We start from the raw sequence: 25,623 nt of genomic DNA on the forward strand, positions 1-25,623 counted from the left end.
CTACGTGCCATGACTTTCGGACCCAGATGACGCTATTTGCTAATTTTCAGCCTTTGGAGCATGGTTTCGGACTCCAGTGACGTTATTCCTAAGGATGAGGCTCATATTGAGTGTTTTCAATGCCAATGGCGACTATGGAGTCCTTTATTATCCCAAATGTAGGGTAAAGCTTCATATAAGGTCTACTGGGTCCTATAGCGGGCTCATACGCGAAATTTGCAACCTCAGCAAACGGAAATTGGCGTTCGAATGAAGTAAGGTACCAAAAAAGAAGTAGAAGAAGTGTGCCAACAACCATTTTTTTGATTATGGTTATGGCACACTTCTTCTACTCCATACAACCCCTTCGGTTCTGTTTACACTTAATTCCCTTCAAGTTCAAGTGTTGCAAGTGAAACCATCACCCAAGGTGCAAACTTATTCGACGAATCCCCCTTAGGATTGTGTATCCGAAAAAGAAAAGCTTCCCCCGCCTGATTCTTCCAGACCATATAATCTTCTATCCCTTTATCACCAGTTGCCTGCAGATATAGTTCAGCAAAACCTAGAGGATGTTCAATTAGTTCCCCGCTATGGTCGTTTGCTTTGCCAATTGCAGAAAGCTCGGTTTGTCCCTGCTGCTTCAAAGCTGTAAGATCGTAATCGGCAGGTAAGTGTTTAATTTCGGCATAATAGGTTGGATCCTCAGTTAATGATAAACGACCAGACTGTGAGTCTAGTGTGAAACCCTGAAAAACATACAGGGAATATCCATCACCTTTCCCAAGTGTACCTTCTTGCCCTGAGACCCCTCCCTCCTGTTCACCAAATGCTTTGGTCTTTGGCCGATCGGATGTTAGAGGATCAGTGGCCTCCGGACTGGCGGACTCCTGCGCCTCCATAGAAGGAGTAGCAGAAGGTTCAGGAGTGCTTGTAGCTTCAACAACTGGCATTGTCGCTGCACTTGACGCTGTAGGTTTTGCCTCGTCTGTTGTTTTATTGTTACTACATGCACCGAGAATTGAGGCAGACAGAAGAATACTAGTAACTGTAATTAATAATATTTTTTTCATTACGCACCTCCTTATTACTATATTAGTTATTACCCACATGAGTGACGTGTCCTCTTATTCTTCAAACCTTTTCTCAATTTTATTGCTACGGATTGAAAAATTTCAAACAATCGACTCGTTCTTATTTACAGCTATGGAGTTGTGCTCGAAATTCAAATTGTTCTAGGACGGTTCGGGCACCTATTATTTTAAGTTCAGAGAGCAAAATAAAAAAAGCCTCAATGGGCGTGTCTATATAATTATTAGTATCAAAAAAAGAAGCACCTCAATCTATTATTGAGATGCTTCTTTGCTAAAATTAAATACTGTAATCGTAATGAGAAAAGTTCAAACGATACTGCGACATAGAAGTAAAGTTTGGATTGTCTACAACAACATAAATGCTTGCTCCAGGTGGAAGTATAATATTACTAAAAGACTGAGTCTCCCAAGTTCCCGCTTTAGCAGTATATATAGGTCCCAGTTCACTGACGCCGTTATAACTAACTATCACACCTGCTCTTGTGGGACCATTACCACTATACCCTCCCACATTAACTACAATTCTTTTGAAATTTGCTGATGTATTTGTCCATTTAAACCAATCTTGATCGGTAGCACTTTGGATGAACAGATCAAAAATTTGGCCGCCATATTCATTAGGTGTTATTGTTATTGCATTCGCTCTACTATCGCCAACTCCAACAACATAAGGAGTGATTTGGGACGTTGAACTATTCTCGTCAGCAAATGCGGAGGCCGATGGAATCAAAACTACTGCTGCAACAAGAAGTACAGATAGATATTTTTTTATTTTCACTATGCTTCCATCCTTCGATAAGATAGTTAATCGGCCGATTACATTTTAATATTATCATTCTTTAGAAAATATACATATAGTTCATAAGTTTCCAAATTATTTAATAGAATATCGCAAATACTGTCCTTTAGTGTAAATATAAAATGAAAAACGTCTATTTCTGTTATTCGACATCTAGATATACATAATTGTGCAGGATTTTATATCCAAAGTTATTTATCAGTTGCCCACATCACCCTGTCATTTTGTGATGTTCCTGAAACGAAAGTATTCGGCGCTTTATTTATTGGATATTCTATCGTGTATTAATTCTTCTTTATTCAATCCATTTTCCCGAATTTAGAAACGGATCGGTCTCCCACCTATGCCGATTCACTCACTAAGACACACTCATGCAGTGCTCCTACTAGAAGCAGACAATGATATGAAGTATGTTCAGGAGCGAATCGGACATGGCAGTATTACAATTACATCTGATGTCTATTCTCACATTTCCAAGAAGATTGAAGTAAGCAGTATAGAAAAGTACAAAGCTCACATAAGATCTATCCTCGATTAGCATCCACTAATTTTTTGTGGGCATTTTGTGGGCACCGTCATTACAGAGATTCCTTACTACTCCCACGCCTACACACAAAAAAAACCTCAACGCCAAAGACGTTAAGGGTTTTAAGATTCTAGTAAAGCGTCATGCATTACCTTCAAGTTTCTTACGCTGTTTGGTTTCATTGTCTTCGTCGACTCCTCCGCAAAGTAGGTGGATAGTGATTGACTTTGATCATCTTAATCAACGCTTCAAGGACTTCTTTTTCTTTTATCCGTTAATGGTTTCATGCAATTGCTCCTTTATCACTTGCCTGCCAAGCTAATATACTTCCCGCTAGAAATACTCTTGGGACACCAGTGTTTAAGCAAGTTGCGCAAATCTTGCCGTCCTTCATACCTTTAATTTTAATTTTACGCTGAGTAATCTTGCCAACTTTATCTAAGTAAACAATTTCAACAGTTTAACCACTCTTTATTTGCATGTTGATACCCCCTAAAAAACAAGAACCTTTGTTCGCATTATAATCAAACATATCTTCTTAAATCAATAGAAATCCTATCACCAAATGTAATTATTATGAATTAATAAATATAACACTCTTTTTATTACATATTTAAAAAATATTGTTTAGACGGTTCTTGTTGCATTATGTATCTTTGATTCCTATAAACATACTAAAGGAGATACATATGAAAAAGAAAATTTACGTACCTATCATTTTATCCTTACTTCTGCTATTTAGTTTTGTTTCTATTACTAAAGCAAATACCACAACAGTATCAAGTTTAATTCCGGTAATGACATCTAATACTTCTCCATCTGGAGTGGTAAGTGCAAGTAGCGAATGGGGGATTGACCATCAAGCATTCAACGCATTTAACAATAACAACAACGACTATGGGTGGGCTTCTAAAGAAGGTGTGCCATATGGATGGATAGCTTATGAATTTGAAAGTCCACAAATTGTTAACTCTTACTCTCTAACAGGTCGTGGCAAAAACGAGAATGTAGCAAAAGAATCACCTAAAAATTGGACTTTCGAAGGATGGAATGGGGAAAACTGGGTTGTTCTTGATACTCAAAACAATATTACTGGTTGGACTACATCAGTGAACAAAGTATTCGCGTTTAATAATGAAAAAGAGTATAAAAAATACAGATTAAATATATCAGAAAATAATGGATACTCTTATTTTGTTACTATTGGTGAAATAAAAATGAACTACACTCCTGCTCCAGAACCAACTATCACGCCTGTACCAACTCCATCTGCTACTCCGGAAGTTCCAACAAGTGACAGAGCAATTTTGACAGTAACTCTAACCACTGGGTTAGAAAAAGAGTTTGATCTACCAATGTCAGAAGTTACTACATTCCTAAATTGGTACGACGGTGCTTCGGGATCTGCTAAGTATGGAATAGATAAGCACGAGAACAACAAAGGCCCTTTTAGCAAACGTACTGAATATGTTGTACACGATAAGATACTTACATTTGAAGTTAGTGAATATACCTTAACAAAATAGCTTTTCCTATCACTTCCCTCCTCCAGCCTTAGTAGCCAGAAGCTATAATTGGATGAAGGAGGTTTTTTATGTTTATATCACCTATGTTATTACAAACTACTGCTGGACCATTCAGTCATAGCGATTTTATATATGAACCAAAGATAGATGGGCATCGTCTTATTTATTCTCAAGAGTCCGGAAAAATCCGGCTATATACACGGCACAATAATGATTGCACTCGGCAGTATCCTGAATTACATCTCCCATTTGCTGAAGATGTTGTTTTGGATGGAGAAGTAGCCTGTGTTGACCCTACAACTGGAGTATCAGATTTCGAAGCTGTTATGAGTCGCTTTCAAGCGAGACGAACTGATAAAATAACTCAACTCACAGGGACTCTCCCAGTATATTATGCCATCTTTGATATCTTAATGTACAAAGGTAAGGATCTACGTGGACTGCACCTAATGATAGACATTTCCTAAATTCATGTACTACTAGAAGATAGTATGTATTAAATGAATTTAATAACCCTTTCTCTATCTATTATCCCATTTTAATATTTAATAATATATAATTATACATTTTATGTTTACTTTTGGATATAAGTACATCATAATTGGATTGTATCCCAAATATAGGAAGGATGGTTGAATCATGAAAAAGAAAATCTTAGCTGGCCTCTTAACTATTTCTGCTTGTTTTGCTTTAGGATCTACTTCATTTGCTGCTGATGCCACAATTCCAACGCCTACTAACTCTTCACCATCGGTAACTTCTGAAGTGACACCTTATGTTTATTATGAGAAAGACATTTACTTAAAAGTAGGAGATTTTGGTTCTGAATATTCGGGTATAACTTGGAATGTAATTTATAATGATGGCTCTACTATTGTAGGAACAGATCGCTTCGTAGTTACTCCGGTTGAACCTGGTATTACCGTTGTAAGCGCAGAGATGGGCAATGCCGTTGTATTTCTTTTTAGGTTCCATGTAAGTTATTAAAAAAATATCTTTTATTAATAAAACTCAATAAAATAACCCGCAGGCATAAGCCCGGCGGGTTATTCTAGGTATGTTCTGAATTCAAACCACCCCCGATCAAAATGAGCTCCAGCGAGCTTAATAGAATCTGTTGAAATCCTATGCAGCACTCAATTAATCAACTCCCTAAACAATAAAATACCCATCCACTCCGCAGGGTTTAGGTGTTTCTGAACTGTTAAATTAACTTTATTTAGAACATTATTTAAACAAGCTTTATGTCACACAATAAGACAATTCCACGAAAAACAAACCATTTAATTGTTATATATCCTAAATTAATATTCAATAGTCTATTAATCTACTATATATGTTTACTTTTATACATTTATACTACATAATTGGTTTGTGTTCCAAAATTAGGAAAGAGGGTTGGATTATGAAAAAGAAAATTTTAGCTGGTCTATTAACTGTTGCTACCTGTTTTTCGTTAGGGTCGACCTCTTTTGCATCCAGTACTTCTACAGTTCCGAATTCATCACCTTCCGCAAACGAGGTAGTTGCTGCGGGAGAATATTATCAGGCTATTCTTAATCTTAAAGTCGGGGATACAATGTGGGTAACAGGGTATGACTTTTGGTATATCCATACGGATGGTAGTATTGAAGTAAGGCAAGACGGATTGATTACAGCTTTGTCTCCGGGGGCAAGCACTGTAGCCGCAGATTTTGGAAATGGAAATACAATGTATTATATAGTTCTTGTTAAATAATAATCAAAATAAGACCTCTCTTTACTATAGGGAGGTCTTATTTATGCACACTTTAAACTCGAACCTTTCATGGATAAACGAGATCCGCTGATCTTATTGATTCCGGTGTATCCCCCTCTACAATCCCACCATAATCTATAAGATGGCCAATTGGATCAGGTTCCAGCCGAACCATACGGATACCTTGGATTGGGATAGAGCTGCTGTCAAAAATTCCGTATCGCTCTCTAAGACTTTCTTTGTAGCACTCAATTAATCACTGCCTGGCAATAACTCGATAATCAAACTCTTCTTCCCCCCAGTCTTCATATATAGCACCCTCAGCGATACCCCAATCTCCGTCACTCTCAACCCTATGATGCTTTGGTTTATTTATGCTTCTTTATCCACTCAAATAGCTTGCGGTCCTCGTCTCACAGGAACTCATTACATCGATATGTTGTAGTATCCACAAATGTATCTGGGTTCTCGGTATCAAAGAAGCGATGTTTCAACCAATGTTTTTCATTCCATGGGTTAAAAGTAATCGTTAGCTGCTTATAGTATCCTTCCGGCAGCAGAACACGAATTGACATATCCAGCTTATCGAAATCATCCTCATTAAGGATCTGATAGGCTTCTTCAAACCATGCCCAACACAAATATCCGGTGTCCACCGTAATAGAGATGATTGACATCGGATCATCTAGACCTCGGAACAATATCTTTTGACCTGTTGGCTTATATATAGCTTCTAGTGGTACTTTCTTAAATTGCCACTTGTTACCCACTCCTAGCCTATTAGCTGCCCATTTAAGCTGTGCCCAGGTAGAGTCTTTATGAGTATTGAACGTCTTACGCAGAACTAAAGTATTCGCTAAAGGATATTCCATCATCTTTGCAATAATAGATAAAGCGGCTGTAGTGCTCTTTTTCGAACCCCTACCGCCTTTGACTACCCGGTAACGCCCTTTAAAATGCCAAAACTTTGCGTATCCCTTGCCGACGCTCTCCTGTAAGCTAATAACTTTACTCATGAAGATCATCCTTTATGAATACAACCTCAGATTGGACTTCTTTACTGATGGCCCGCAACTTCAAGCTGCATCTTCTTCACGCGGAGCTTAGTCTCTTCATCCATATATTTAAGTACAAACATTCTTTGCTTGTCAGTTAGATCAGCTTCTACTTCTGGTGGATCGCCTCGAGCCACTATTTTTTCCTGTTTGTTGGATTTCGGTTTCTTTTGTTGTACAACACTTTTCTTTGGCTGTTGTACAACGTTATTTGATGATTGTTGTACAACACTCCATTTATCACGCTGCTTCCAGACGACTACCTTCTTTTCGTCAATGTCCAGTTGCTCGGCTATCTGCCTGTTTGTTATTTCCCACCGTGTTCACGCCATATCTCTAGTGAGCGGTCCCGGTTTGGATCACGTGCTCTTGGCATTATATTATCCCCCCCGTATTTAAGGCATGAAAAAAGCACCCGAAGGTGCCTATGCAAATCTATTCTCTAAGAATTTTTGAACTGCTTGTTTTGTGTCTCCATCATAATTAACAAATCTACCTGCTTCATGCTGTTCCTTGTAATCCAGAACGTTCTTTTTAGTCATTATAACTTCTTTATTGTTAATAGAGACCTTCCATTCAAGCGGATGCAGAGTAAGATATTCATAACGAGCAGCCAAGCCTAAACCTTCTAATTCAGATATGCTTTCGTTTAACGCTAATTCAATTTCTTGAGCCAGTATTTCGTGTGCTTTTATTGCTTTTTGTATATTTTCTGCCCAATTCAAAATGATCACCCCCCTCATCGTCATAATTCGACGCACAAGGAAAATTCACCTGCTATTCAATACCCATGTACCTTACTTCGCCGTCACCCCTGCAGCTTTTGGGGTTTAGATTATGGGTTATTTACAATACAAAAAGAGTCGCTTTTCAGCGACTCCCCGAGTTCAAAATATTACTTCAATTTTAATTCTCCTTTCCTTAAAAATATCAGTTAATAACTCATTCCCGATCTTTGCATTACCTAAAAGCTCAGTGTGGTCGGTATAATTTTGCATAGTAGATGGTTCATTGTATTTTGTAAAAGAAAATCCAGTACTAACCCTACTTATTGAATATCTTTCATTCTCAAAAGTAAATTCGATTTCCCTGCCAATAGAAAGATCGCTTTCTAAATCAGTTATACCATAATCCATTAAACCACCCCCAATCTTAAAATCTATTGATTATACAATAAATTCTATTTAATACCAAGGTCCTCGTACTGGATTTCCGAATACTCCATTAGGGAAGGTCCAGTTATGTCTATGTGGAACTACCGGATGTAACACCGGATTCCCATGATTAGTATAATAAATATCCATTTAAACTTTTCCTTCAGAATCGAAATATCTTCTTTGAATCAAGTCGCCACTTACTACTAAGTCCATACTACTGTATGCACTTTGACTCCTTACCGGTAAAGATGTCCCTATTGATTGGACCGAATGTCCGTAAGGTGAAGGCGTACCATTCGCTTTTGCCTCCTCATAACCCATTGGCCAATCTGCCGCTGAAGCACCGCTTGGAACAACCGAAATAATCAGTGATAAAAACATTAGAGTCATGACAACAATTCTCGAAATTTCACTTTTCTTCGTTGTTACTTCCTAAAATGTATTTTATTATCTGTATAATGCTATCATATTTTAGATATATAGCAAATTTTAGTATAAATCCTTTATTATTAATATTTGTGATCTGTTTCTGATTTACAATAAAAAAAATAAATTTCCCGCTTTCAGCGATTCTCGACTAAGGAAATTTTTTCCTGCCATCAGCAATACAACCATTTCGCCTTATTACCGGATATTTAACAACCACACTACCATATACAGGATTATCACTTTACAAATCAGCATGATTTAGGCAAAAACCTTACAACTAAAATGTAAAGCGCTGTGAATTTGGATTAACCTTTATCGTTTTGCTCCAGCCACACTTACAGGTGCGTTCAAATGAGTTTTCGTCAATATTGATTGTTCCTTCACCTGCTCCAATATTTCCATTCCCACACTTTGGGCACTCAGCATACTTCTTTGAAAGCCTAATCGCCTCTGTGAAATTCATAGATTTCACCTCCAATTTCCAACCGCTTGGGAATATTAAAAAAGTATGCCGCTCTAACGCCCGTAGGACATTGTCGGCATACCGTTTAATGTTTTATGTGGTTGAGCTCAATTAACCGTGAGCTCAACGGTTGGCGTGGGTTTTACACGTCATTCATTATAAGAGTCAAACCGTTAATAGGTTCCTCCTATATATATGTGGCAGCCGGATGGGGAAATTAGCTTTTTTAACTGCTAATGAGAAACAGGCTGTTTTCCGTTGAATCTTTTACTTTCCTTTCTGCATTTCCTACATATTCTTGAACTGTGCTCTTAGATATTGATAGTTCCTCAGCAATTTGTTTAAGAGAAAAACACATCCCGTGTTTTAAAACATAGCACTCTTTTTCTCTCTTGGATAAAGTGGATAAAGCATCATCTATTTGAAATCGTTCTGAATCCGTTAAAGTCGTAGGGCTTCCACACGCTGCTGGTTGGGCATAAGATTGCATTCGCAGTGGATCTACTGGAATTGTTAGTTGATCGATTGATAACCGATGTATGCCACGCCGTGGTCCTGTATTATGTCCTAATCTCAGCCAATCAATAGCTAACTGCACATCTGATAACATGCTATTCAACACGGATATATGACTTTCTATTGCAGCGAGTTCCTTTTCTGCTTCCTCATAGTCTTCTTTAGCTTCTCTTTTTGCTTCAATAAGTTTCTCAAGCTCCCTTTTATTTTCAACTATTGGGGCTTTGCAATTTCTTAGAATCGTCCTAGTTTTCCGATAACTAATTAACATCTCATCCACAATTAATGCCCCTCCCCTTTATGCTATAATATGGTGAGGATAAAGCTGCTATTGCCCTGATGCTTCAGGGCTTTTTTCTGTATAAATACCTTCCACCAACATTGAGAACATCTTCATATTCGTACTGATAGGATATGTGTTATACGGATCTTTGAATCTAACCCAGCTCGGACCCCACGCCAGTAAATTAACAGGCTCTCCAGGGCTTGCAGTAAAGATGAACTGTCTTTGACCTTCTGCTAATGCTTTTTGAGTGTCCTTGTATCTCATTCTACTTACCTCACTTTTAGAGTATCTTGTTCCTCTCTTTATGGGGTGCAGATAAGCCATAAACCCTTATCCGGCCCTCGTTTCACTGGGATTATTCAGTCTGACTCGATGGCGCTGCGCGCAAACTCCCAAAATCAAATTCACTCAGCACTTTAAGAAGACGTTCTACCTTTGTTGCTCTCCATGCTGTCATTGCCCATGTATGAGCTTCTTTAGTGTAATGGTAATGATTCGCTTCAATATGCTACTTGGCTTCTGCTTTGGTCAGGAACATGGTGTTTTCTCGGACGAAATGTTCTTTCTTTTCCGAATGAAGGCTTGCTCCTTCGTCATAATGATCCTGTATCCATTCAAATGCACTATCCTCACAACTGATTTCCTCAAACGCTTCCAGCGCCTCCTCAGATAGTTCTTATTTATCCACGACTTCAACCAGAAAATAATTGATTTCATGTGATTCGCCGTCATTTGGTAGATACACAGAAAATCGTTCTGCATTATCGGATGAGCATTCCACCCATCTTTAATCGCCTACTGTCCAGAAGCCTGGGGCTGCTTGGCAGTCGTTAGCTTGGTTATTCAGTTCAGCCTGCAGTTCCTTCAAGAATTCAATATCAGTGCTCATATCCTCTTCTCCCCCTTATACCTCTATTAGTTCTGGATTCTCGTAGATGTTGCCGATCAACTCAAACCCTTTTGTAAATGTTTTACTGAGCCAAGTTCGTTCTTTTCTTTCAAGGACATTTCGTTTTAACCAGCTATCGTAAACCTTTTAAAAGTAAAAAGAATGTTCGTCAAAAGTGACAAGGTGAATGTTCTCAGCTGTATCAACGAAAATGTCTCCTTCATAAATCTCCTTATCGTTCTTATCTTTCACTCCGGTGAATTGCTGTACCGTATCATTAAGCGCGTTGTCTTCATCAATCAAATCAGTTTTTGAACGGTAAACGTTACCTTTCGCGTCTAACCATGGTGAATAGAATGTCAAACCGTCCCACGCCCGGAACTTAATCTCTCTGCCCATCGTGTATCGTCTCCTTTGATTGGGGTCTCAGCCCCCTAAATGTCACTTTTTCGGAACTTTTGCTGTAGATCCACACTCCGGACATTCCATCCATTCCTCAACACCGCCGCAATCGTCTCCATCAGACCATTGGTATTTCATCTCAGTCTTGCACTTTCGGCACTTCTTCACTTTTTGTTTCATGTGTCTCAGCCCCCTTATAAGTTCAGTACAGCCAAGAGGGCTGCTTTACAAATGGCTTCTGGTGCTGTTGATTGCATCGAAACGACCACCTTATCAACATCACCCTCATGTATCACACAGTCGAACAGCTTATTCATTTTCATTGACTCGCAGTAGATCTTCACATCCATATTTCTGCTAATGATATTCTCTACTACTTCCCATGCTGAGGATATGTCCGTAGACCAACCCCGATTTACAAAGTAGGCGAACGGTATTTCTCCCTTTGGTTGCATGTACCTGAATGCCTCTTCTGCGCTGGTGATGGTTGGCGGAACAATTACATCATTCGACTCGCAAGGGCCGTCATAATCGAATTTCGGCCCTTTTATGCTTCGCCAACCGAAGATATGTTCAGCAATAAGAGCATCCAATTCTTCTCCCGGCTCCTTCGCCAGTATCTCTTCCCTTGTGAGTGTCATTGGGCACCAACTTCCTTAATTACTTGGCAATCATCTTTCTGTATGTGCCGTCCGTATGGATAGTAATCATTTTTCGGTATTAGGAATAGACTGGGATGTTTGATATCTTCATCGACTTCAAAGGTTTCACCAATATGTTCGTGGTACCACCATGGAATAATCGGTGCAGGTGGAGTGTGGAAAATGATCTTTACTGTAGTCATTGGTTATCTCCTTCCTCAACATGCCCCCTAGCAATCTTCAACGCAGCCTGAGTAAGGTCATACGGTAGCACATGGTGATAATTATTGACAATGGTAGCAAGGATAATTTCAGAGTCATCTAACTGTTTACGTGCCAGTTTCACGTCAGACACAAGCTTTGTAATGTCTCCCCGTACTGCCGTGCTGTTGTACTCTTGTTCAATGCTGTTACCTTCGCCATCTCTGGACATTGTGCGGTATTCCTTACTAAGTTCATCCAATAGCTGATTTGTGAAATATGCGTTCATGATCTATTCGCCCTCCTTGGCTTCCAAATCCGGTCTGCACTCTGAACACCATTCATATCCTTCAACGGGCTTATTTCTTCCACAGCGGGCACAAGACTCTTCATTAAGCCAATCTATTCCCTCCTTGGGTGCTGGGGTATCTGGGTAAAGGGTGGACATAATTTCTGATACACCCATGATCGCCTTCCAAGCAAGCCACGTTTCGTAACTCTCGTAAGCAGATGGACGATCATTGTAGAATTTACTGAAGAAATATGAGTTTGCTTCTTGGAATGACCATTCTTCATGACCTTCTGGCAAATTGTAATTCATGATAATGCTGCCAAGTGAATTACCTGCCACCAAACATCTACCGATTGCCCGTTTAATCTCTTTTTCCCGTTCTCCGCGCTCTTTGGCTTCTTGGAGCCAGTACCCTAAAGCTACCTCTGTTAGTTCATATTCAATGATGGTGGAAACGGGTTGTTACACAGTGTTTTTGCATGTTCGAAAACCTTGATTCTCTCCATATCCTTTTGCCAGTCCCTTTGTGTCATTAGGCTTCCTCCCGCAATGCCATTTCTTTGAGATCAACGCTTTCCGAATAGTATCCGTTGGATTGTCCGTACCATCTAATCGTCACATATCCCTGAAGTGTGGCAAGTTTGTAGAACGTCCACGTTCCACTTTCGCTGGCATTATCGTCGTCTTGCGATACTTCCTCTGCCATAAGGATTGGCGAATTAATCAAGTCTCTTTAATCTCAACGCATTCACAACAATCCTGGTAGTGATACATTTTGTATGCTCTGCCACAGTTAGTCTTGAAGATCAGTTCGTCATTCAGAACCTGTGTTATATCAACTACTGTTTTTCCGAGTAAATCTGATATGGAGTTCACGTTTATAACCTCCTTTGGGAGAGGAGGGCTATTAACCCTCTCTGTCCCTGTATCTTCGTACTGTGCATCACTATTTCTCTTCAATAAAACTAATATATGTTCTATGTTTCTTATAATGGTTTAATAAACTATACTTAAATCATTAAATATTCCGGGGGTATAATATAATGCTGTCTGATGCCTTAAAATCGTTAGTTGTATTAGAAATGTACACTAATACTTATGATGAACAATTATCCAACTTCCACTTAACTAAAGAGCAACTCCAATTTACCAGTATGCCTTTGGACAAAATTAACAATCCTAATATTTCCAATAGAACAAAACATGTCTTGATTCTTGAAAATAGTGTTCCCGTGGGTTATTTTGCTTTAGAAGATGGCGATAAGCTTTTAAAATATAGTAATAATTCTAATGCTCGTTTGCTTACATCCTTCTCTATTGATTCAGGTAATCAAGGAAAGGGATTAGCAAAGATCGCTCTTAAACTATTACCTGACTTTGTAAAAAATAATATTCCTCAAACTGACGAAATTGTCTTAGGTGTAAATAAGAGAAACAAGCCTGCTTTGAACCTTTACTTAAAATCTGGTTTTATTGACGAAAACGAATTTTATGAAGGTCCAAAAGGTCCTCAACATATACTACATTTGAGAGTCTAATCAATGTCGAATTAATTACAAATGAGTGAGATTATTGATAGCTATATTTTGTAATACTATCACTAGTATTTTCACATAAACGTAAGCGGCGTAAATAATGCGCCGTCTTTTTATGAGTCCACTTCTTGTTACGCAGTATGCGTCTATTTCAAACTACTTAGCGTGATATATGCCGCTTCTACCCTCTCTCGGGGAGCGGCTTTTAACATAGATATGATTTCATCATCTTCCCATATATCTGCCGCCTCGTACCCGTTAACAACGGTCGCTAAGTTGTACAGATATCCTTGTGCATCTACCTCTATAGCCTTTGTCTGTACCTCTAAGCTGGCAGCAGGGTCGGTGCAATAGTCAGTAATAAGAAAACACCTTGCTGACCCTTCTGAAAATTCTTCGCGTATATATGCGTTTCCGTCAAATTCAATTACTGTCTTATCCTTTACTTGTGTCATGACTTACCCTCCCTAAGTGGCTTAACGTCAGCAACCCACACTGGAAACGATCCTCTATTTGGCTCACAGAAAGCATAAGTACCACCTTCTCTATCAATCCCTTCAGGTGCTACTGGATACCATCTTGCGTATAGCTCCTTTGTTTCTCCCAGTTCGTAACATCCGTCAACCTCAATCGCGATTTCTTTCTCAAACTCTTCTTTGGTATATCTTAATTTTGGTGCTACATAGCAGGATCGAGTATCACATTCGCACCATATTCCAAATCCCATGTTACTCATGCCTTGTCGCTCCCTTCCTCTGCTGGTAGCAGTGCGTCTTGTAACAATCTGTAAGCTGGGTGCTTATGATTCATCATGTCAGACGCTCTATCCATTGCCTCTTGTTGCCGGGCTATGGTCTGCTGTGCCTCTGCAAGCTCTGTGCGCTTCTCCCTGAATTTTTCGTGGAGTGATAGATAGCTTTCTTCCCAATTTTTTGCGCTTTGTTGTGACTCTTCTAGAGCAGCCAGCAGCCGCTCTACCTCATCCCATGCAGCATCGTATCCGACATTCATAAGATTGAATTCACTCAGAATATCTTCAAGCTGTTCTCCGTCTTCTGCATGCGCTAGTTCGCATATTTTGTCGTATAAATCGTTATTTTTCTCCTCCGGCATCCGTGATACTGTCACTGCTATTTGTTTCTTCTCTTCTATCCGTTCTGGTATCATAGGCTTAGTCATCGTCCGTGTCATCCTCCTCGTTATATAGATTGTCGGGGTGTTGGCGGCTGTGGCGTATGTCCTCAAGCATACAAAGGATTGTCGCGTGCTCGGATAGCATGCCGGCGCGCCCGGAGTATTTGAGCCTATTAGTTCGTTTCCTCCACCGCGCCGCGGCTTAGTACCATGCTTGTCAATCCTACGGAGCTTCCGACGTAGATACTGCCGCCGCTTATCCATACCTTGCAGGAGCAGTTCAAGTGTTTCTTCAGCCGATCTCATTCCTAATATCCATTGGATTGACGATCATGGTTTACTTTGTTCTTGGCTGTATAGGCTTCTGCAATCTGCTCGAAGGTAAATCCTAATCTTTGCTCCCCCAAAGCGTAGAAAGCATATAGTGCCCCTTTGAAAAAATGTTTTCGATGCATATCGAAATTCTCCAAAACCTGGTATAACAAAAAAAGCATGCCCACCGCATCTTTCTTTGCTATAGAAGTTGTAAATGGTAAGATATATGTAATTGGTGGGACGCTTGGAAATCCTGTGAATTTGGATTCTGATTACTCAAATAAAGTTGAAATTTATGATCCTGCTTCTGACTCCTGGACTGTCGGAAGTAATGCTTCTATTCAAAGAGGAGTCGGAGCTTCAGCTAATCTAAATGGTAAGATTTATTATTTTGGGGGATTAAATAAAACATCTGAAGGTTTAGGAACAGTTGAAGAGTATAATACTATAACGAATACGTGGTCAACTAAAACCGGCATTCCTACACCAGTGCATGCAGCAGGGGCGGTTACGAACAATGGGAAAATATATTTATTTGATGGAGGCTACTCAAGCAATACATATAATAAAGTGCAAGTGTACGATCCAGCGACTGACACATGGTCAAGTAAACGCAGCGCCCCAACCAGTAGAGATACTGTTTCAGCCATAAATTATCAGGATAAAATAAATGTAATTGGTGGATATTCAAACCCTGCACTCGATACAGTTGAAATATATAATCCAACAAATGATACATGGGAAACAAGTGCAAGTCTTAATACGGGACGTTGGGGATTTGGAAGTGTAGTATTAAACGACTCTATATATGTTTTTGGAGGTAGTACAAAAACAGTGGAGAAGCTTTCGATTGTACCCGAACCGACTTCAACGCCAACGGCGACATCGGAGCCACCCCCAACAGTTACACCTTCACCAACTCCAGGGCAGCAGTCAGGCGATCGTGCAATTCTGACAATAATAATGAATACCGACCTTGAGAAAGAATACGACTTGTCAATGTCAGAGGTTCAAGCATTTTTAAACTGGTATGACTCAGCTTCCGGATCAGCTCGTTACGGAATTGATAAGCATGGTAACAACAAAGGCCCGTTCACTAAACGAACCGAATACGTTGTGCATGACAAGATCCTATCGTTTGAAGTCAGTGAATATACCTTAACAAAATAGCTTTTCCCATCACTTACCTCCTTTATCCTTTGTAGTCACGAGCTATAATTGCATGAAGGAGGTTTTATATGTTTATATCGCCTATGTTGTTACAAACTGCTGCTGGACCATTTAGTCACAGCGATTGTATATTTGAACCGAAGATAGATGGCCATCGACTTATTTATTCTCAAGAGTCCGGGAAGATCCGGTTATATACACGGCATGATAATGATTGCACTCGGCAGTATCCTGAATTACACCTACTCTTTATGGACGATGTTATTTTGGACGGCGAGGTCGCCTGCGTTGATCCAGAGACTGGTGTATCAGATTTCGAATCTGTTATGAGCCGATTTCAGACGAGGCGAGCAGATAAGATATTACAACTCACTGGGACGCTCCCAGCATATTATGCAATCTTCGACATCTTGATGTACAAAGGCAAGGATCTGCTCGGGTTGCCCTTGATGAGCCGTTAGGAAATACTAGCGGGATTAACTCTACCATCTAATAGCTTTGGAGTAGTGCCGCACGTGGAAGGTGCTGGAGAGGCATTGTTTGAGCAGATCGAAACTCGGGGTATGGAAGGCATAGTAGGTAAGCGTAAAAACAGCGTATACGAGACTGGCCGCCGCTCTCACGTGTGGCAAAAGGTTATCAACTGGACCTATGCAGATGTTTTTATAACCGGATATCGCAAACAGGAATTTGGTTGGCTAGCTGCTGTACCGTTCGGTTCATCTGGTAAATTACGTCCAGCTGGGATTATAGAGCTCGGCGCGTCACCGATCCATAAGCAAGTATTCAGAGGCGTTGCCCAACAGCTTGTAAAAGGCGAGGATAAGGAGTTTGTACATCTGGAGGTGCGCTTAAGAGCGAAGGTAAGAATGAGGAACTGGACCAAGTCAGGTATGCTTAGAAGTCCAGTGTTTACGAAGTTTATAGTATAGACAAAACACCCCACCGACCAATTAAGGTCAGTGGGGTGTTTAGCTTTCAGACTTCACAGATCAGTTCGACCGAACTGTTAGTTCAATACTATTCTTTTATTGATCCTAACCAATCGGAAGTATCAATTCATCGCGAACTGAATTCGAAAACTACTCATTGTTTAATAGGACTTGACCAGATTAAGATTATTGAATATTGTAAAAGTCTTTTTCATACCAATACTTAAAATGATTTGTGGAATACGACATAGTGAATACTCCGGTCCATAATTTGCCCCCAACTTCTACTCCGCCTGACACAATAGTCGTTCCTAAATCATAGAAATGTCCATTGATTACCCAGTATATACTTTGGGCAGTAGCTATTTTTGCACTAGCAGTCCCTATGAACGACTTATCAGGTCCTAAAGCTTTATGCGAACCGAGATCGAATTGTACATCAAACAACTCATTAAATTGACTAAAGGAACCTGAGTTATAATACCAAACCAATATTACTAATTCTGGCTTATACAAAGTACCTACGCTTTGTGGAAGTTTAATTTCTTTAATCCATGTGTCAGCATATGTAGAAGCATTTTTCGCTGAATTTTGAGCTGATTTGTCCGGATGAGTCCTTTCAATTTCCGATTTTGAAACACCTCTCATTCTTGCAACCTCAGTAACAGCTTCTTCATAACTAATATCTCTGACTTTCACTTCATCGCCAAGATCGTCAATGTTGTTGAGATCGATTACTCCTTCTAGACTTGGAACTGATTGAGCTTCACTCGAAGTACTTTGGGCAAAGGTCGGAAGTGGTACGGACAATAGCATACCGAGAGTTAATGCACTAGATAATAGAATAGATAAACGCTTCTTCATAATATAAATCCTCCTTTTTTGGAATATTTATACTATAACGCACATAATAAGAAATTTTATAGCGTTTTTTATTATTTTCTACTATAAATTTTATTTTCTTCCATTATTTTAGCGATTCTATTAGCTAGATCTTTTTCATCAAACCTCGTAGGATTATCTGGTAAATGAAACTCCCAAGTCCTATATCCCTCTTTTGAATTAACAAACCCCGAAACATGGGGACCCCAGCCATCAATTTGAACATCTTCTAGTGTCACATTATCTGCGCGAAACATTGCAACAAGTATGTTTTCTGTTCCAATAAAGAAAACTGGATATTTAATATATTTAAAATAATCTCTATACTCTTTTTTCGAAGCTTCTTCAATACTATCTTGAGAAATGATTAAACCATCGAATATCTCTTCTGAGTGACTTATTAGCTCTTTTAGGTCTTTTTTAACATAATCTACGTTTTCCACTTTTACCAAATCATTTGCACCTACTACAGCTATCTTCAAGGCAATATTGGGTCCCTCTAGATCTTTCTCCATCGGACCAGATATTTTCTGAATAGAACAACCTACTAAAAGAATAGACACACAAATGGCTAAAAAAAGCGATTTAATCATAATGCACTCCTTTTTCGGTAAATTTCTTTAATAAATAAGATTTATTCTTAAATTGGAATTTTATTACTTATATTAAAATATTTATTTTATTATAAGATGGGTGAAATTGCAAATTTTTTTAAAAAAATAAGTTTGTAAACTTTTAAAAACTAGTTTAACTATTCACTTGTAAGGAAAATTTTCCTGAACTCCTAAATACCCCACCAACCACTTAAGGTTGACGGGGTATTTGTTATACATGCTTATGCCAAAACCATTCTAAATTCAAATTCACTTCTCATGTAATAAGCATCAGCAACCTTAACGCTAACTGGGCTCCATTTCTGGACTGGACCTCCACAATCAATTATGCAGCCAGCTAGATCACCACGGCGTTCAAGTATATCTACCTGTAATTAGCTGTTAGAAATTCTACATCCGTCTTCAAGACTTTGTATACATTACTCAATACGATCACTCCATTTGTATTAATTAAGTTTGATAAAGATAAGTTTTAGAACTCATATGTATTTCACATCATTTACATTCAGGTTATCCACAACACCCCGCCTGCATATAGAATACTAGAATTGGAACATTATGTATACATTACTATGTCATACGATAAGAGTATCACTCGAATTAGAATTAAATTAATATTTAATATCCCAAATATATTATAAATAATCTATTTGGATATATATGTATCATAATTGGTGTGTATCCCAAATATAGGAAGGAAGGTTGAATTATGAAAAAGAAAATCTTAGCTGGCCTATTAACTGTATCTGCATGTTTCGCTTTAGGGTCTACCTCATTTGCAGCAACTGCTCCCACCACAGCTCCTGACCCAATACCAGTTTCTAGTGTAGCAAGTGGACCTACTTTTGAACAAATTACTATTTACATGGATTCAGGAGAACAGAGATGCATCCCTGGCGTTCTCCGTGAACTAATTTATAATGATGGAGCCATTATATTGCATGAAAATGGATGGGTTAGTGCCGTTCAATATGGAACTGCAAATATATTTGCCTATGATGCATTAGGAAACATAAAGTCATTTACAATTCTAGTAGATAGAGATAAATAAAAATATTATGAAAAAAAAGCCCGCCAACCTGTGTAAGGTTAGCGGGCTACTTTATGTATGCTCTGAATTCAAATCGCCCTCGAACAAAATGAGCTCCAGCGAGCTTAATAGAGTCTGGTGTATACCCTTCTACAATTCCTCCATAATCCATAAGATGACCTACTGCGAAAACCAAAACGAATAAAGCTTGCTACGGAATCCGCTATCAACAAAGCGCCATATAAAAAAACATCATCTACCATGAGGGTAGATGATGTGTTCTAAAGCGCTTTTTTTTAGAATTGTCTAGCACTTACATCAACATCAAGCGAATATCCAGATGTACTATATATATACACTTTATAAGTTCCATCCAGACCATTACCTAACAAATCTTTGAAAGAAACTGTTTTCTGTGCGCCAGCAGCAATTTCTTGATCAGTGAATAGTAACCCATTTCGTTTTACTTGAAATTGAACCGAATGACCACTGTTATTTCGCATCCAGATGTTTAAGTTAACCCCATCTGAAGGTGTACTAGTGAATTCATCATTAAAAGCTCCACCAGTATGGTTCACAGGGATTATCTTATATGCCTCTGAAAAAAGTGAAATTTCTGGTACTTCAATTCCGTCTCCCACCAAAATCTTCGTTCCTGGTCCTTCGTAAATATTATTATTAAAAGTAAAACTTTCTACAGAAGAAACCTCAGATACTGAAGGTTTTTGAACCGTTGGTGAATCTACTAAGCTTGTTATAGGAGTAAAAAGTAATGATGCGGCCAAACCTAGTCCTAAAAATTTGATCAAACTAACTACCTCCCAATATTATGAATAGTTTGGATTTTAATGGTATCAAACCATTATTTGTATTAATAATATAGTATTTAATTACTATAAATAATTCACGAAAATAAAAGGATAATTGAGGTTTTTTGTCGCATTTAATCCATAAATAGATATTAACTCATAAAATGAGTTTATACAATAATTTAGTTTTTTTGTAGAGATGATGGAAACTTCATGCCAAAGTGTTCTTTATTCAATTCCTTTTCGAGAATTTTGAAATGGATCGGTCATCCACCTATGCCGATTCACTCACTAAGACACACTCATGCAGTGTTACTGCTAGAAGCAGGCAATGATATGAAGTATGTTCAGGAGCGACTCGGACACGGCAGTATTACAATTACATCTGATGTCTATTCTCACATTTCCAAGAAAATCGAAGAAAGTAGTATGGAAAAGTACGAAGCCCACATGAGATCTATCCTCGAATAGCACCCACTATTTTGTGGGCACCGGCATTACAGAGGTCCCTTACTACTCCCACGCCCACACACTAAAAAAACCCTCAACGCCTAAGGCGTTAAGGGTTTAAAGGTTCTAGTAAAGCGTCATGTATTGGTTTCTTTCCCACTCATGAACTTGTGTACGATAGATATCCCATTCGATTTCTTTCAGCTCGTAGAAGTGAGCCAGCGCATGTTCGCCGAGAGCTTCGGTAATTACATGGCTGCGGATCATTTCGCTTAGCGCTTCTTTCAAATCGGATGGCAAGCTTGGGATGCCTTCTTCAATACGCTCTTCCTCAGACATCACATAGATGTTACGGTCAATTGGAGCTGGAAGATCAAGCTTACGCTTAATTCCGTCTAGCCCTGCTTTCAACATAACAGCAAGTGCGAGGTATGGGTTAGCTGCCGGGTCCGGGTTACGAACTTCAACACGTGTGCTAAGCCCTCTCGAAGCCGGGATACGAATCATCGGGCTACGGTTACTTGCAGACCAAGCTACGTAACAAGGTGCTTCATAACCAGGAACAAGGCGTTTGTAAGAGTTCACTGTTGGGTTAGTAATCGCTGCAAAAGCACGAGCGTGCTTCAAAATACCAGCCATATAATAACGTGCAGTTTTGCTCAGACCTAGCTTGTCACTTTCATCGTAGAACATGTTTTCTTTGCCATTAAACAAGGATTGGTGAGCGTGCATACCAGATCCGTTAATACCAAACAATGGTTTAGGCATAAAAGTTGCATGCAAGCCATGTTGACGGGCAACCGTCTTCACGACGAGCTTAAAGGTTTGAATTTGGTCAGCAGAAGTGATCGCGTCAGCATATTTGAAATCAATTTCATGCTGGCCGGAAGCCACTTCATGGTGGGAGGCTTCGATTTCAAAGCCCATTTCTTCAAGGGTCAATACGATTTCACGACGGCAGTTTTCCCCTAAGTCTGTAGGAGCTAAGTCGAAATAACCACCTTGGTCATTCAATTCTGTAGTTGGGTTACCTCTTTCGTCTGTTTTGAACAAGAAGAATTCAGGTTCAGGTCCAACATTCATCGCTGTAAAGCCCATTTCTTCGGCTTCCTTCAGACAACGCTTCAGGATACCACGTGGGTCTCCAGCAAATGGAGTACCATCCGGCATATACACGTCACAAATCAGACGTGCAACACGGCTATCAGTCACCCAAGGGAAGATTACCCAAGTATCAAGGTCTGGGAAGAGATACATATCGGATTCTTCAATCCGAACATAACCTTCGATGGAGGAACCATCAAACATCATTTTGTTGTCGAGTGCTTTTTCCAATTGGCTAACCGGAATCTCTACATTCTTGATAGTACCTAACAGATCTGTAAATTGCAGACGAATGAAACGAACATTCTCTTCCTTGGCAATGCGTAAAATATCCTCTTTAGAAAAGCTCACGTGATCCTCTCCCTTTCAAAACTCTGTATATTATTATTTATTAAAAAACCGGGATAACTCACCTTGAATAAGCGATACCTGTCCCGGTCTTTTACCGGAAACTAGTTCTTGCTTCAGCAAACGGTGAAGCTGCGAATCTGATAGCTCTCTACGTCTAACCTCTGTGTCAGGGGTAATCACAGTAGCTTCTTCGGATTCCTTCGAGACTGGGTTCATTACTTGCTTGATGCCAGCAATGTTAACACCCTTTTCAATCAAGGCCTTAATTTCTAATAGGCGCTCAACATCATTAAAAGAGAACAAACGTTGATTCCCAGAGGTACGTGCAGGTACGATCAGACTATGCTGTTCATAATAACGAATTTGTCTTGCAGATAAATCAGTTAACTTCATTACAATTCCAATAGGAAATAATGCCATATTTCTGCGGATTTCATCACCCATGACTCATCCAACCTTCCAATGATCTTTTTCTGATCTCATTGTACATTTCCTAATACAGCGTGTCAATGGTGTGTAAGATTTTCTGACAGTAATTTTCGATCACGCATACTTTGGAGTGCCATCAAAACGCCATATTTGACATGGGAGTAGGTTAATCCCCCTTGCATATAGCCAATATAAGGCGCACGGATAGGCGCATCTGCCGATAACTCTAAGCTACCACCTTGTATAAACGTACCTGCCGCCATGATGACAGGATGTTCATATCCCGGCATATCCCATGGTTCTGGAACTACATGGCTGTCTACCGCCGCAGCACGTTGAATTCCCTGCACGAAGGCAATCAAGTGATCCGGTCCATCAAAGGAAACCGCCTGAATCAAATCTGTACGAGGTTCATTCCACGCTGGTTTCGTCTCAAACCCGCAGCGCTGAAATACAGCTGCCGCAAAAATACTGCCTTTAAGGGCTTGTCCAACTGTATGCGGAGCCATGAACAGACCTTGGTATAACCCGCGGGTAGTTCCTAACATTGCGCCTACCTCGCCGCCGATACCAGGAGCTGTAAGACGGTACGCTGTAAGCTCTACTAGATCTCTGCGCCCACAGATGTATCCACCCGTCTCAGCAATTCCACCACCAGGATTTTTAATTAATGAACCCGCTACTAGATCCACTCCAACCTGTGGAGGCTCAAGCTCTTCAGTAAACTCACCATAGCAATTATCAACGAACACAATAACATCCGGTTTCAATGACTTCACTCTCGCTGTCATGTCACCTATTTCGGCTACTGTGAAGGAAGCACGCCAATCATAACCACGCGATCTTTGGATTCCAATTACTTTAGTTTTCTCATTGATAGAGAGAGTTACCTCTTCCCAATCAATCTTACCCTCTGATGTAAGGGCAACTTCCCTATATGTAATTCCGAAGTCTGCGAGTGAGCCTGTCCCATCTCCTGCTTGGCCAATCACCTTGTGTAAGGTATCGTACGGACGACCTGTGATGTATAAAAGCTCGTCTCCTGGTCGCAGCATACCAAAGAGGGCTGTTGAAATGGTATGTGTTCCTGAAGCAAAATGCGGGCGCACCAAGGCTGATTCCGCACCAAAAACGTCAGCATAGACAAGATCCAGCACTTCGCGTCCACGGTCGTTGTAAGCATACCCCGTTGAACCCGCAAAATGATAATCACTGACCTGATGACGTTGAAACGCTTCAATAACCTTCCATTGATTCTTATCGACAATTCGATCAAGAGCTTTGACTGCACCTTCGATTTCAACTTCTGCGGACTCTGCCGCTCCTAAAATATCTTCTGCAAAAACTGCCATTAGTTCTTATTCGCTCCTTACATTTACTTGCCATCATAATGACAGAAAGCGACAGTTGCCTGACGCTTTTTGTCATTAGCTATTATTTTATACCTATACAACAAGCATTTCCACTTTAGGGGAACAAAGAAGATTACGGCTGGTCCACAAAATCAGCAAGCATGTAACCCCATTTATCATAATCCTCTTTATTAAGACGGACGTTATAGATAACATCGTTCTCATCATAGGTGGTTTCCAGAACCTCACCTACTCTGTAAAGCAGGGAAGAAATATCGCCTCGGTCTCCAGGAATGCGAAAATTCAGCGTATCTCCAGCCAACTCATCAGAGATAATTTCAATAATCCGGGTTAAATCCTCCGGGTTAAACGCACTGATCTTCAAAAACCCTGTGCCTGTTGGCAGCATTTCCAGTTGCTCAGGCTCACATAGATCGATTTTATTAAAAAGTACTATTTGCGGTTTGCTAGCTGCCCCTAAGTCCTGCAAAATAGTTTGTACAATCTCCATCTGCTCCTCACGCATTGGAGATGAGGCATCCACTACATGCAACACCAGATTGGCCTCATTGACTTCCTCCAGCGTTGCGCGGAAAGATGCTACAAGATCATGAGGAAGATTCTGAATGAAACCTACAGTATCCGTAAGCACTACCTCTTTGCCACCCGTTAGTTGAAGCACACGTGAAGTAGGGTCAAGCGTAGCAAACAATTGATTCTCAATATAAACATCCGCATCCGTAAGCTGCTTAAGCAGCGTCGATTTACCAGCATTCGTGTAGCCGACTAGAGCAACCTGCACTGCCCCTGCCTTACGGCGGCGTTCACGGTGCAATTCACGGGTTTTAACTACCTCATCCAACTGGCGTTTCAACTCCGTAATCCGACCGCGAATATGACGGCGATCGGTCTCAAGCTTACTTTCACCTGGTCCTCTGGTTCCTATCCCCCCGCCTAATCTGGATAAGTTTTTGCCTTGACCGGATAACCGTGGCAAAAGATAGGACAGCTGTGCCAGCTCTACTTGAATAATACCCTCTCGCGTTTTGGCCCGCCCAGCAAAAATATCCAAAATGAGCTGCGTCCGATCAATAATCTTCAGATCCAGAGACTCTTCAAGGTTCCGTACCTGCGCTCCAGATAATTCCTGATCAAAAATAGCCGTATTAGCTCCAAGACCATCAGCGGCCATGCGGAGCTCTTCTACCTTACCTTTCCCGATAAACCATTTTGAATCCGGTGTTTCCTTATTCTGACGCAACACATCCAGGACTTCAACACCTGCTGTTTCTGCTAATTGTACTAATTCCTGCAGAGAAAGCTCTGGGTCAATACCGGTACGTTTAATTTTATCTGTGACGAGAGTGACCAATATCGCCCGATCTTGAATATCCGTTTCTGTATCATGCGTAGTTATTGCCATTTATTCATGCTCCTTATGACGGTAATAGAATCTTTGTGTACCATTTAATCAGTTTTTCACTTCTTGCTGATGTTATACAGATGAACCTGTTCATTCACAG

Annotated in this window: 34 protein-coding genes and 3 pseudogenes; 10 read left to right on the plus strand and 27 right to left on the minus strand. The window is 40.0% G+C overall.

Going from position 1 to position 25,623, the window contains the following annotated elements:
• Positions 1–362: 362 nt before the first annotated feature.
• Positions 363–1,052 (minus strand): hypothetical protein, encoded by a 690-nt coding sequence (locus NST40_RS17040; protein ID WP_342409753.1) that lies wholly within the window; start codon positions 1,050–1,052, stop codon positions 363–365.
• A 298-nt stretch (positions 1,053–1,350) separates the two neighbouring features.
• Positions 1,351–1,851, minus strand: a complete 501-nt coding sequence (locus tag NST40_RS17045; protein WP_076217993.1) for a hypothetical protein — start codon at positions 1,849–1,851, stop codon at positions 1,351–1,353.
• A gap of 364 nt (positions 1,852–2,215) precedes the next feature.
• On the opposite strand from NST40_RS17045, the gene NST40_RS17050 reads away from it, so the two are divergent.
• The 5 genes from NST40_RS17050 (at position 2,216) to NST40_RS17070 (ending at position 5,662) form a co-directional block, all read left to right on the plus strand.
• Positions 2,216–2,410: a tyrosine-type recombinase/integrase gene (locus NST40_RS17050; protein ID WP_076217994.1), complete on the plus strand. Its 195-nt coding sequence runs from the start codon at positions 2,216–2,218 to the stop codon at positions 2,408–2,410.
• Between the two features lie 677 nt (positions 2,411–3,087).
• Positions 3,088–3,924, plus strand: a complete 837-nt coding sequence (locus NST40_RS17055) for a discoidin domain-containing protein (RefSeq protein ID WP_076217995.1) — start codon at positions 3,088–3,090, stop codon at positions 3,922–3,924.
• 68 nt (positions 3,925–3,992) lie between these two features.
• Positions 3,993–4,391 (plus strand): hypothetical protein, encoded by a 399-nt coding sequence (locus NST40_RS17060; protein ID WP_081387530.1) that lies wholly within the window; start codon positions 3,993–3,995, stop codon positions 4,389–4,391.
• Positions 4,392–4,563: 172 nt separating this feature from the next.
• Complete coding sequence (locus NST40_RS17065) at positions 4,564–4,911, plus strand: hypothetical protein (RefSeq protein WP_076217996.1); 348 nt, start codon at positions 4,564–4,566, stop codon at positions 4,909–4,911.
• A gap of 418 nt (positions 4,912–5,329) precedes the next feature.
• Entirely contained in the window at positions 5,330–5,662 is a 333-nt protein-coding gene (locus tag NST40_RS17070; RefSeq protein WP_076217997.1) for a hypothetical protein, read from the plus strand.
• A gap of 413 nt (positions 5,663–6,075) precedes the next feature.
• Here the strand turns inward: NST40_RS17070 and NST40_RS17075 are convergent, their stop codons facing one another.
• The 14 genes and pseudogenes from NST40_RS17075 to NST40_RS17140 all read right to left on the minus strand — a co-directional run bounded on the left by NST40_RS17075 (position 6,076) and on the right by NST40_RS17140 (position 12,720).
• Positions 6,076–6,678 carry a phage terminase large subunit gene (locus tag NST40_RS17075; RefSeq protein WP_076217998.1) on the minus strand — a complete coding sequence of 201 codons (603 nt, stop codon included), beginning with the start codon at positions 6,676–6,678 and terminating at the stop codon, positions 6,076–6,078.
• Positions 6,679–6,719: 41 nt separating this feature from the next.
• Positions 6,720–6,854 (minus strand): hypothetical protein, encoded by a 135-nt coding sequence (locus NST40_RS17080; protein ID WP_256719019.1) that lies wholly within the window; start codon positions 6,852–6,854, stop codon positions 6,720–6,722.
• Positions 6,855–7,142: 288 nt separating this feature from the next.
• Complete coding sequence (locus tag NST40_RS17085; protein ID WP_076217999.1) at positions 7,143–7,442, minus strand: hypothetical protein; 300 nt, start codon at positions 7,440–7,442, stop codon at positions 7,143–7,145.
• 162 nt (positions 7,443–7,604) lie between these two features.
• Entirely contained in the window at positions 7,605–7,853 is a 249-nt protein-coding gene (locus NST40_RS17090; RefSeq protein ID WP_076218000.1) for a hypothetical protein, read from the minus strand.
• Positions 7,854–8,580: 727 nt separating this feature from the next.
• Positions 8,581–8,766 (minus strand): DUF3797 domain-containing protein, encoded by a 186-nt coding sequence (locus NST40_RS17095; protein ID WP_076218001.1) that lies wholly within the window; start codon positions 8,764–8,766, stop codon positions 8,581–8,583.
• 226 nt (positions 8,767–8,992) lie between these two features.
• Positions 8,993–9,553: a sigma factor-like helix-turn-helix DNA-binding protein gene (locus NST40_RS17100; RefSeq protein WP_342410909.1), complete on the minus strand. Its 561-nt coding sequence runs from the start codon at positions 9,551–9,553 to the stop codon at positions 8,993–8,995.
• 57 nt (positions 9,554–9,610) lie between these two features.
• Positions 9,611–9,832, minus strand: coding sequence for a hypothetical protein (locus NST40_RS17105; protein WP_076218003.1), 222 nt, complete (start codon positions 9,830–9,832; stop codon positions 9,611–9,613).
• A gap of 640 nt (positions 9,833–10,472) precedes the next feature.
• A pseudogene (locus tag NST40_RS17110) lies at positions 10,473–10,856 on the minus strand (YopX family protein).
• Between the two features lie 42 nt (positions 10,857–10,898).
• Positions 10,899–11,039, minus strand: a complete 141-nt coding sequence (locus tag NST40_RS17115) for a hypothetical protein (protein WP_179087019.1) — start codon at positions 11,037–11,039, stop codon at positions 10,899–10,901.
• A 14-nt stretch (positions 11,040–11,053) separates the two neighbouring features.
• Positions 11,054–11,500, minus strand: coding sequence for a hypothetical protein (locus tag NST40_RS17120; protein WP_076218004.1), 447 nt, complete (start codon positions 11,498–11,500; stop codon positions 11,054–11,056).
• Positions 11,497–11,703 carry a hypothetical protein gene (locus tag NST40_RS17125; protein WP_076218005.1) on the minus strand — a complete coding sequence of 69 codons (207 nt, stop codon included), beginning with the start codon at positions 11,701–11,703 and terminating at the stop codon, positions 11,497–11,499. The genes NST40_RS17120 and NST40_RS17125 overlap by 4 nt, the downstream gene beginning before the upstream one ends.
• Positions 11,700–11,990, minus strand: coding sequence for a hypothetical protein (locus tag NST40_RS17130; protein WP_076218006.1), 291 nt, complete (start codon positions 11,988–11,990; stop codon positions 11,700–11,702). The genes NST40_RS17125 and NST40_RS17130 overlap by 4 nt, the downstream gene beginning before the upstream one ends.
• 3 nt (positions 11,991–11,993) lie before the next feature.
• Positions 11,994–12,302 (minus strand): hypothetical protein, encoded by a 309-nt coding sequence (locus tag NST40_RS17135; RefSeq protein WP_342409754.1) that lies wholly within the window; start codon positions 12,300–12,302, stop codon positions 11,994–11,996.
• Positions 12,303–12,525: 223 nt separating this feature from the next.
• Positions 12,526–12,720, minus strand: coding sequence for a hypothetical protein (locus NST40_RS17140; RefSeq protein ID WP_256719020.1), 195 nt, complete (start codon positions 12,718–12,720; stop codon positions 12,526–12,528).
• A gap of 316 nt (positions 12,721–13,036) precedes the next feature.
• Here NST40_RS17140 and NST40_RS17145 point away from each other — a divergent pair, with 316 nt between their 5' ends.
• The gene (locus NST40_RS17145; protein ID WP_341002958.1) at positions 13,037–13,531 is read left to right on the plus strand and encodes a GNAT family protein; all 495 of its coding nucleotides are present in this window, start codon (positions 13,037–13,039) and stop codon (positions 13,529–13,531) included.
• A 143-nt stretch (positions 13,532–13,674) separates the two neighbouring features.
• Here the strand turns inward: NST40_RS17145 and NST40_RS17150 are convergent, their stop codons facing one another.
• The 4 genes from NST40_RS17150 to NST40_RS17165 all read right to left on the minus strand — a co-directional run bounded on the left by NST40_RS17150 (position 13,675) and on the right by NST40_RS17165 (position 15,156).
• Positions 13,675–13,983 (minus strand): hypothetical protein, encoded by a 309-nt coding sequence (locus tag NST40_RS17150; RefSeq protein ID WP_076220380.1) that lies wholly within the window; start codon positions 13,981–13,983, stop codon positions 13,675–13,677.
• Complete coding sequence (locus NST40_RS17155) at positions 13,980–14,264, minus strand: hypothetical protein (protein WP_076220381.1); 285 nt, start codon at positions 14,262–14,264, stop codon at positions 13,980–13,982. The genes NST40_RS17150 and NST40_RS17155 overlap by 4 nt, the downstream gene beginning before the upstream one ends.
• Positions 14,261–14,707 (minus strand): hypothetical protein, encoded by a 447-nt coding sequence (locus NST40_RS17160; protein WP_342409755.1) that lies wholly within the window; start codon positions 14,705–14,707, stop codon positions 14,261–14,263. The genes NST40_RS17155 and NST40_RS17160 overlap by 4 nt, the downstream gene beginning before the upstream one ends.
• 263 nt (positions 14,708–14,970) lie before the next feature.
• A complete protein-coding gene (locus NST40_RS17165) occupies positions 14,971–15,156 on the minus strand; it encodes a dUTP diphosphatase (protein ID WP_076220383.1) in 186 nt (61 codons plus the stop codon).
• Here NST40_RS17165 and NST40_RS17170 point away from each other — a divergent pair.
• Complete coding sequence (locus NST40_RS17170) at positions 15,155–16,147, plus strand: kelch repeat-containing protein (RefSeq protein WP_076220384.1); 993 nt, start codon at positions 15,155–15,157, stop codon at positions 16,145–16,147. The genes NST40_RS17165 and NST40_RS17170 overlap by 2 nt on opposite strands.
• Positions 16,148–16,215: 68 nt before the next feature.
• Positions 16,216–17,079, plus strand: a pseudogene (locus NST40_RS17175) (ATP-dependent DNA ligase).
• Between the two features lie 186 nt (positions 17,080–17,265).
• On the opposite strand, the gene NST40_RS17180 reads toward NST40_RS17175, so the two are convergent.
• Positions 17,266–17,943 carry a hypothetical protein gene (locus NST40_RS17180; RefSeq protein WP_342409756.1) on the minus strand — a complete coding sequence of 226 codons (678 nt, stop codon included), beginning with the start codon at positions 17,941–17,943 and terminating at the stop codon, positions 17,266–17,268.
• A gap of 71 nt (positions 17,944–18,014) precedes the next feature.
• Positions 18,015–18,554 carry a hypothetical protein gene (locus NST40_RS17185; RefSeq protein WP_341002960.1) on the minus strand — a complete coding sequence of 180 codons (540 nt, stop codon included), beginning with the start codon at positions 18,552–18,554 and terminating at the stop codon, positions 18,015–18,017.
• 730 nt (positions 18,555–19,284) lie between these two features.
• Between NST40_RS17185 and NST40_RS17190 the strand changes: the two genes are divergently transcribed.
• Entirely contained in the window at positions 19,285–19,626 is a 342-nt protein-coding gene (locus NST40_RS17190) for a hypothetical protein (protein WP_076277064.1), read from the plus strand.
• A 275-nt stretch (positions 19,627–19,901) separates the two neighbouring features.
• Here NST40_RS17190 and NST40_RS17195 read toward each other — a convergent pair whose 3' ends face one another.
• Positions 19,902–20,414, minus strand: a complete 513-nt coding sequence (locus tag NST40_RS17195) for a hypothetical protein (RefSeq protein WP_076220983.1) — start codon at positions 20,412–20,414, stop codon at positions 19,902–19,904.
• A gap of 189 nt (positions 20,415–20,603) precedes the next feature.
• Between NST40_RS17195 and NST40_RS17200 the strand changes: the two are divergent.
• Positions 20,604–20,885 (plus strand): annotated as a pseudogene (locus NST40_RS17200) (tyrosine-type recombinase/integrase); the annotation flags it as partial.
• Between the two features lie 105 nt (positions 20,886–20,990).
• On the opposite strand, the gene glnA reads toward NST40_RS17200, so the two are convergent.
• From glnA to hflX, 4 genes are all read right to left on the minus strand, one after another.
• Positions 20,991–22,319 (minus strand): type I glutamate--ammonia ligase, encoded by a 1,329-nt coding sequence (gene glnA, locus NST40_RS17205; RefSeq protein WP_036687730.1) that lies wholly within the window; start codon positions 22,317–22,319, stop codon positions 20,991–20,993.
• Positions 22,320–22,352: 33 nt separating this feature from the next.
• Positions 22,353–22,763: a MerR family transcriptional regulator gene (locus tag NST40_RS17210; protein ID WP_019910684.1), complete on the minus strand. Its 411-nt coding sequence runs from the start codon at positions 22,761–22,763 to the stop codon at positions 22,353–22,355.
• 62 nt (positions 22,764–22,825) lie between these two features.
• On the minus strand, positions 22,826–24,100 hold the full coding sequence (locus NST40_RS17215; RefSeq protein ID WP_076277325.1) for a methionine gamma-lyase family protein: 1,275 nt from the start codon (positions 24,098–24,100) through the stop codon (positions 22,826–22,828).
• 133 nt (positions 24,101–24,233) lie between these two features.
• On the minus strand, positions 24,234–25,523 hold the full coding sequence (gene hflX / locus NST40_RS17220; protein WP_076128387.1) for a GTPase HflX: 1,290 nt from the start codon (positions 25,521–25,523) through the stop codon (positions 24,234–24,236).
• Positions 25,524–25,623 lie beyond the last annotated feature (100 nt).

This window comes from Paenibacillus sp. FSL R10-2778, assembly GCF_038593035.1.
GTDB lineage: Bacteria > Bacillota > Bacilli > Paenibacillales > Paenibacillaceae > Paenibacillus_AQ > Paenibacillus_AQ odorifer.